The 312-nt window shown below is 41.0% G+C and carries 1 pseudogene; it reads left to right on the top strand.

Going from position 1 to position 312, the window contains the following annotated elements:
* A pseudogene (locus EKC99_RS15750) lies at positions 1–181 on the top strand (UPF0236 family protein); the annotation flags it as partial.
* Between the last annotated feature and the right edge of the window lie 131 nt (positions 182–312).

Raw genomic sequence — 312 nt, 5'->3', positions numbered from 1 at the left:
CGATGGAGTGATGTATGGCGTGGAAGAACGAGAAGAAACGAAACGAGAAACGATCGTGAAAAAGGCACTGAAGCGCGTGCAAACGCAAATGACAGAAGTGGTACGAGATAACATCCCATACCTTCGCCAATCTTCAGGGACACCGATTTACGAGGCATTGCAAGCATTGAAAGGTTTTTAAAACGAGAGAAAACGCACATACCTACAGGATGAGAGTAAGTAAAAGCGCTTACATATAACGATTTTATAAAACCATATATAACCAAAAAAATCGGTCGAGAAAAAAATCTCCCACAAAGTCTTGACTCAAAC

The sequence above is a fragment of the Anoxybacillus sp. MB8 genome (assembly GCF_011006755.1).
Lineage (GTDB): Bacteria > Bacillota > Bacilli > Bacillales > Anoxybacillaceae > Anoxybacillus > Anoxybacillus gonensis.
Note: the sequence above shows the minus strand (reverse complement) of the source record. Positions and strands in the feature narration are given on the sequence as shown.